The following is a 6,402-nucleotide window of genomic DNA, read 5'->3' on the forward strand; positions in this document are numbered from 1 at the left end:
TATTATCCCTCCTGCAAGTGTAGGACTAACTGCTCCATTAACAAGTGAGCATTCATGTTAGACGATAACCTTGACTTGCTCTGTAGTATAAAGGATAGATGCTCCATTAATCGAAGTTGTGTTGTTTGAAGAGCATATTTCTCAATCAACGTAACTTCGTCAATAAATAGGAGCTCTTCCTGTTTATTTAATTGTGCGTAAAGCATGTCTTTATATATAAATAATAATAAGTCTAAGCCTATTTCTAACTGTTGTCTTTCCTGGAAATGAGGCATCCACTTTTCTTGAATAAATAATAGAACTTGTTGAGGTCTTACATGTAACAGTTCATATAATTTTATCACTAAAACTCTCGCTTCTGCAAACCAATCATTTTGACAAAATTCTCGAGCTTCTTCGACATTATTCGTAAGTTGAGAAACAGATAGCGATAAAGCTCTTGAGTGTCCTTCGTTTTGTAATGTTTCTATTAATCTGGTAGGTGTTAAAGTTTGGAAGGAAAGTGGTTGACACCTTGAAACAATTGTATCTAATATATGGTACACATTTTCTGTTAATAAAAAGGCAAACGTTCCTTTACTTGGTTCTTCTAAAAACTTCAAAAGACTATTTGCAGCATTCGTTGTCATTTTATCAGCATGATTAATGATATATATCTTTTTATTAGATTCTAGTCCTGTTTTAGAAAACTCTTCTTGAAGTTGTTGAATTTGTTGCTTTTTAATCGAATTGCCATCAGGCTCTACTAAGTGAACATCTGGATGATTCCCTGAACTAATTCTCTTACAATTGGAACACGTTTGGCAAGGTTCAACGCTCTGTCTATTTTTACATAATAAGCTCTTTGCAAACAAAAGACTAGTTTCCTTTTTGCCAGTTCCTTTCATTCCATCTAATAAATAAGCATGGGCAATTCTGTTTCTATTTAAACTATTCGTTACAATCTTTGAGACTGTCGGTTGAAGCGTTGCCAGTTCTAACCAACTATTCAACACACACACTTCCTTACTACGTATATAAGTTAATAAGTAGACCTTTTATTTCTCCTATACTCCCTAAAATATCCAGCCTGCTTTTTTCTTTGTTCATAACATCTTCCGTTAAACTAATTAAAGATTCATCTACTTCTTTAACGAGTTGTAAATGGCGTGATTGACCATCATACGTCCAGTGATGAGATTGATTTAGTTCCATTCCAAACTCAACAGCCTCTTCCATAAAACGCTTTACTAGCGTTTTATACTTCGCGATATCTTTAAAGGTTCTCGAGTTTACTAACCTTTCTCCAGCAACATCAATATCTTTTAGGAGAGTCTGTAACTGCTGTGATTGTAATTTGGAGGAATGTTTTTGAACCATATCACCAAATATAGCTTTTGAGTTTTTTGTATTTGCCTGATCCATACGAGCTTTCTCTAAATTTGCGCGAATATCTGATGTAATCTTCATCCTTGATTACCCTTTCTTTCATTTTAATAAGGTTATTTGGTTTAATTCTTATTAAAATTGATGAAATCCTTCTACTGGTAGAACAAATACGGTAGCTCCACCTACTTCTACTTCTACAGGATATGGAACATATGAATCAGCATTACCACCCATCGGTGATACTGGAGCAACTAGTTGTTCTCTTTGCTGGCAATTTTCTTTAATTATTTCTAACGCTTTAGGTACACGAACATCCTCTGTACCAATCATGAATGTTGTATTACCAGATTTTAAGAATCCACCTGTACTAGCAAGCTTTGTTGCTCTGAAATTATTCTCCACTAAAGCATTCAATAATCGATTACTATCTTTATCTTGAATAACTGCCATAATTAACTTCATTGTCCTCTCCTCCATTTTACCATTTTTTTATAATTACTTCATTGTTTCGCTATTGGAAACATTTGTCTCAATAAACGATAGTACTTGCTGCTTTACATCATTATAGACAACCTTTAGTTCACGTTCTGCATTTACCTTTACAAAGCGATCTTGAAAACGATCAAATACCTTTAAATAACCTTCTCTTACACGATGATGAAAATCAATCGCCTCTTGATCTAATCGGTTAATTTCTCGTTTATTATTCGCTGTAATTCGTTTAAGTCCTTCTTCTGGAGCAATATCAAAATACACCGTTAAGTCAGGCATTCTCTTTTCGGTTGCAAACTCATTTATAGATAAGATTTCTTCCACACCGATTTGTCTTGCATAGCCTTGGTAAGCCAATGAACTATCAATAAAACGGTCACAAAGAACGATACTTCCCGATTCTAACGCAGGTATAACTCTCTCCACTAAATGTTGTCTTCTGGCTGCCGCATACAGTAGTGCTTCTGTTCTTGCGTCCATCATCGTATTATTACAATCTAATATGACTGACCTGATTTGTTCAGCTATTTGGATTCCTCCTGGTTCTCGCGTTAAGACAAAATCTATTCCCTCGTCTTTTAACTCTTTAGCTAGTTGTTGAATTACCGTCGTTTTCCCAGCCCCTTCAGGACCTTCAAATGTTATAAATAAACCTCTCAATGTTGTAACTCCTTTTCTGTATCTACCTTAAAAATTTGGATAGTATTCTTTTTTGTAAAATCCGCACCTTGAAAACGAGCTCCTAGAGCCGCCAAACCCCCTATATATTCCACTACCTCTTGTGAAATACGTTCTCCTTTTATTAAAACTGGAATCCCAGGTGGATATGGTACAATTGTTTCTGCGGATATCTTACCAACTGCTTTGTCTATTTGTATTTCTTCTACTTCATATACATTTTGCTCTAAAAAATTTAGAGTTAATTTATTTATATTCATAGGAAACAAAATTTCAGTTGTTATCCTCAAATTATTTGGTTTTATTGCGCTGTTATGAACTGCTTTTCTTATTCTACTTATCATATCATGAAATGAATAATCATGACTCAATGGCAAAATAAAAAGTACATTTAATGGGTCTGCTAATTCGACGAAAACATTCTGCTCTTCTAATTTTTGTTGAAGTTCGTAACCACTTAATCCGGTTGTAGATCGTAAAATTAACTTTAATGGGTCTTTATTTTTTCCGTTTCCAACTACTTCGATTTCCTCTATCGTATCTAGTTCCAAGACTAATCTTTCTATATTCTGATTAACATTTTTAATATCTTGTTCTGAAAAACTGGCTAAATAATACCTTGCAATGTCTAAAGAAGCCATTATCGGGTAGGAAGGGCTACTTGATTGTAACATCCTTAAATAATATGCTACTTTTTCTTTATCTACTAAATTACTTTTCACATGTAAATAGGACCCCATCGTCAGCGCAGGCAATGTTTTATGAGCGGAATGAACAACAACATCTGCTTCCATCAATAAAGCAGACTTTGGAAAAGGTTCTCCTACTACGAAGTGTGCTCCGTGAGCCTCATCAACCAGTACAGGTATTTTCTTGCTATGTGCGTAATGAATTATTGCTTCAAGGGAACTGGATATTCCATAATAATTAGGATTCGTAATGATTATTGCTTGAACATCCTCGAATTGATGAAGAGCTAACTTCACTTGTTCTTTACTAATAGAAGTAGGTACTCCAATCTCTTCATGGACTTGCGGTGATAAAAATATTGGATCGGCACCAGCCAGCTCAATTCCGTTCATGATAGATTTATGGCAATTACGTTGCACTAATACTTTGCCTCCAGAAGAGCATGTAGCTAATATCATAGCTAAATTCCCTACTGTTGACCCATTTACTAAAAAAAATGTTTCATCAGCCTTATAAAGTTCCGCTGCCAATATTTGTGCATCTTGAATGGCACCTGTTGGATCATGCAAATCGTCTAAGCCTGTAATTTCTGTCACGTCTAGTTTTAGGATTTCACTAAAACTGTGTCGTATTTCCTTATTGTTTGGAAGATTTGACCCATATTTATGCCCTGGGACATGACCGGATATTGGACTTTTCGAAAAGTGGTTTAATAATGTTGTATATAAAGGTATTTCCTTCTGATTTAATGATCTCATTTTTTCTTCCTTCTTATTTACACATAGTATATATCTTTCTCTATATTACCAATCCTCAACAAGAGATGAAAGAACAAAAGGGCAGGCATAGATAAAGACGGTTGTGCCAGAAGTTATAACAACTAATACCCTACTGTCTAAATGAATTATCATGTAATTTTCAATAGAAAAAGAGAATAACTACCCTCTATGAGCCGAAGGCAATAGTTATTCTCTCATTCTACGAATATATTCTAGGTATAGTTATTTTCTTTAATTGCTTTAAGTAATAATGATATTTTGGGTCATCTGTATTTGTATTAATCATATCTTTCTCACAGTCTGTGCAAATAAACTCTGTATAGAGATGAATCCCTCTCTGTTTTTCAATCTCACAGACAATACATATCTCCCCAACTGATGAATGAACGGTTGACTTCATTTCCCCACCTCCATCCACTATTTTGCCCTGACATTTGAATTTGTATACAATATTTTAAATTTTCATCTTCTCGTCAAAAGTCTTATTCTTAGTGTATGTAACTCCTACTAGTCTGTGTTTGTCTTGAAGTGAAAAAATATATAATTTATGTAAACTAACTGATTGTAGGAGAGAACGACACAATGATGGTTAAGTTAAAAAAATATTAACGTTACCATTGAAAAAAAGGTACAATAGTCGATAACCGACTTTTGTACCTTCTCCGTTAATTCTTGTGCTTGATTTTATTTCTACATTTTATAAACACAAAAGTTAGTACTACATATATAAAGATAACTATTAACAGCGTAAGCATTCGCTCGCCTGTCAATCCATCTGCCATTAATACTGGACCCAATCCGAAAAAAGTTACGAAACTAAATAGCATAGTAAAGATTAAATAAATAAGGAATTTCATTGTGAAATTCCCTCCGTTTACTAAAGCTATGTTATAGCTTAGTGTTGATAATTAAATACTAATACCTGCTGATTTCCGTGCAAGGCTGAGACTCCTGCGAGAGAAGCGGGGAACGGGAGACCCCACAGGCGCTTGCGCCGAGGAGTAGGTTTTTTCACGACAGTGTGAAAATAACCTTCTTTTTTACTGCCCGCAGAAAGCGAAGCCTTGCACGGAAATCAACAGCTATCTTTAACACAGCCTTTACGAAAGTAAAGTATTACCTTTACAAACATTCAACTTGTATTACTCTTATTAATGAAGGAATTTTTTGTAATGTATAAAATGCACATGCAAAAAAAGGGCAGCATGTGCTACCCCATATTACACGATAAACTTACTATTACAAGAAGAAAGAAACTGCACACATAATAAATGAAACTATTCCAAATGTGCCAAAAATGAAAGCTATCTTATTCCTAAACTTTCTTTTTTCTGCAGCTTCAGTGTAATATTTCTGTTTTTGTTGTTCAGAAGTCCAAGCGCCTGCAAAAACACTTGATATAAGAAAGCTTATTACACCTATAAATAGGAAGAATATGAACATAGCAAATCTCCTCTTTACATTTAATTCATTTTTCTATAATACGAATTAGATTGCTGATATATTACTAATATGTATTAATATTATTTACTTCATTATTCGTTACTTTTTGTTTAAATTACTAACTGATTTAAAATTATACAAGTCATCAAAGTAGGAGAGCTAAATGAGAAGTAGTTGATGTGTACTAAAACCCTAATGAATTTATGCTACACCCATTCTGTTTATGTTACACCTTTGTGATTTTATGCTACACCTCCAACCTAAGCGAACTTCTTTTCATAAAGGGAACTAGAAAAAATTATATAAAAATAAAGGGTTAATTAATTTTCCAACGAAGTCAAAAGTAGAATAGAAGTATTCGGGAGGAAATTATATTATGAAAAAAGATGACGATAAGAAAGTTACAGAAGGTAAAAAAAATAAAAGTGGACTATTTTGGGATTTATTTATAACAGGTGGTTTCTTTACATTTGAGAAGGAGTGGAAGAATTCGAAGAGTTTATGGCATACACTCCTTATGTTTTTAGTACCTATCTTACTAACAGGTATAATTGTACTTTTAGCGATGGTAGCAAGTAAAACATATAATTAACAAAATTATAATTAAAAATGCTGAGGATTCCTTTCCAAACATTTTTCTACATCCATGAACCGTACTATTTAACTTTTTAGAGCAAAAGTTCTTTTCATACCACTTACGAACCGCACTTTTTGCCTTTTTAGGAGCAAAAGTTCCTTTCATACAGCTTATGAACGAAACTTTTTATCTTTTTGAAAGCAAAAGTTCTTTTCATACCACTCACGAACCCGACTTTTTACCTTTTTTAGAGCAAAAGTTCTTTTCATACCACTTGCGAACCGCACTTTTTACCTTTTTAGGAGCAAAAGTTCCTTTCATACAGCTTATGAACGAAACTTTTTATCTTTTTGAAAGCAAAAGTTCTTTTCATAC

General features: G+C 33.7%; 9 protein-coding genes. 1 reads left to right on the forward strand and 8 read right to left on the reverse strand.

Features of this window, described 5'->3' with window-relative positions; translation table 11 throughout:
- Positions 1 to 2 precede the first annotated feature (2 nt).
- The 8 genes from holB to CDZ89_RS20395 form a co-directional block, all read right to left on the reverse strand.
- On the reverse strand, positions 3 to 995 hold the full coding sequence (holB, locus tag CDZ89_RS00325) for a DNA polymerase III subunit delta' (RefSeq protein ID WP_096156103.1): 993 nt from the start codon (positions 993 to 995) through the stop codon (positions 3 to 5).
- 13 nt (positions 996 to 1,008) lie between these two features.
- On the reverse strand, positions 1,009 to 1,449 hold the full coding sequence (locus CDZ89_RS00330; RefSeq protein ID WP_096156105.1) for a YaaR family protein: 441 nt from the start codon (positions 1,447 to 1,449) through the stop codon (positions 1,009 to 1,011).
- 51 nt (positions 1,450 to 1,500) lie between these two features.
- Complete coding sequence (locus CDZ89_RS00335) at positions 1,501 to 1,830, reverse strand: cyclic-di-AMP receptor (RefSeq protein WP_096156107.1); 330 nt, start codon at positions 1,828 to 1,830, stop codon at positions 1,501 to 1,503.
- A 33-nt stretch (positions 1,831 to 1,863) separates the two neighbouring features.
- Entirely contained in the window at positions 1,864 to 2,520 is a 657-nt protein-coding gene (gene tmk / locus CDZ89_RS00340; protein WP_100332959.1) for a dTMP kinase, read from the reverse strand.
- Positions 2,517 to 3,986, reverse strand: coding sequence for an aminotransferase class I/II-fold pyridoxal phosphate-dependent enzyme (locus CDZ89_RS00345; RefSeq protein ID WP_100332960.1), 1,470 nt, complete (start codon positions 3,984 to 3,986; stop codon positions 2,517 to 2,519). Before CDZ89_RS00345 ends, tmk begins: the two co-directional genes overlap by 4 nt.
- A gap of 220 nt (positions 3,987 to 4,206) precedes the next feature.
- Positions 4,207 to 4,407, reverse strand: coding sequence for a sigma factor G inhibitor Gin (locus tag CDZ89_RS00350; RefSeq protein WP_096156112.1), 201 nt, complete (start codon positions 4,405 to 4,407; stop codon positions 4,207 to 4,209).
- Positions 4,408 to 4,672: 265 nt separating this feature from the next.
- Positions 4,673 to 4,864, reverse strand: a complete 192-nt coding sequence (locus CDZ89_RS20390) for a DUF6954 family protein (RefSeq protein WP_096156114.1) — start codon at positions 4,862 to 4,864, stop codon at positions 4,673 to 4,675.
- 382 nt (positions 4,865 to 5,246) lie between these two features.
- A complete protein-coding gene (locus CDZ89_RS20395) occupies positions 5,247 to 5,450 on the reverse strand; it encodes a DUF5316 family protein (RefSeq protein ID WP_096156115.1) in 204 nt (67 codons plus the stop codon).
- 376 nt (positions 5,451 to 5,826) lie between these two features.
- Between CDZ89_RS20395 and CDZ89_RS00365 the strand changes: the two genes are divergently transcribed.
- On the forward strand, positions 5,827 to 6,042 hold the full coding sequence (locus CDZ89_RS00365; protein WP_096156117.1) for a hypothetical protein: 216 nt from the start codon (positions 5,827 to 5,829) through the stop codon (positions 6,040 to 6,042).
- The last annotated feature ends 360 nt before the right edge of the window (positions 6,043 to 6,402 follow it).

Source organism: Bacillus alkalisoli (assembly GCF_002797415.1).
GTDB lineage: Bacteria > Bacillota > Bacilli > Bacillales > Bacillaceae_I > Bacillus_CD > Bacillus_CD alkalisoli.

What these genes read in the sequence shown, in the direction of transcription:
- CDZ89_RS00330 (WP_096156105.1), bottom strand. Translation starts at nt 1,449, where the DNA reads ATGAAGATTACATCAGATATTCGCGCAAATTTAGAGAAAGCTCGTATG.
- CDZ89_RS00335 (WP_096156107.1), bottom strand. Translation starts at nt 1,830, where the DNA reads ATGAAGTTAATTATGGCAGTTATTCAAGATAAAGATAGTAATCGATTA.
- CDZ89_RS20390 (WP_096156114.1), bottom strand. Translation starts at nt 4,864, where the DNA reads ATGAAATTCCTTATTTATTTAATCTTTACTATGCTATTTAGTTTCGTA.
- CDZ89_RS00350 (WP_096156112.1), bottom strand. Translation starts at nt 4,407, where the DNA reads ATGAAGTCAACCGTTCATTCATCAGTTGGGGAGATATGTATTGTCTGT.
- CDZ89_RS00345 (WP_100332960.1), bottom strand. Translation starts at nt 3,986, where the DNA reads ATGAGATCATTAAATCAGAAGGAAATACCTTTATATACAACATTATTA.
- CDZ89_RS20395 (WP_096156115.1), bottom strand. Translation starts at nt 5,450, where the DNA reads ATGTTCATATTCTTCCTATTTATAGGTGTAATAAGCTTTCTTATATCA.
- CDZ89_RS00365 (WP_096156117.1), top strand. Translation starts at nt 5,827, where the DNA reads ATGAAAAAAGATGACGATAAGAAAGTTACAGAAGGTAAAAAAAATAAA.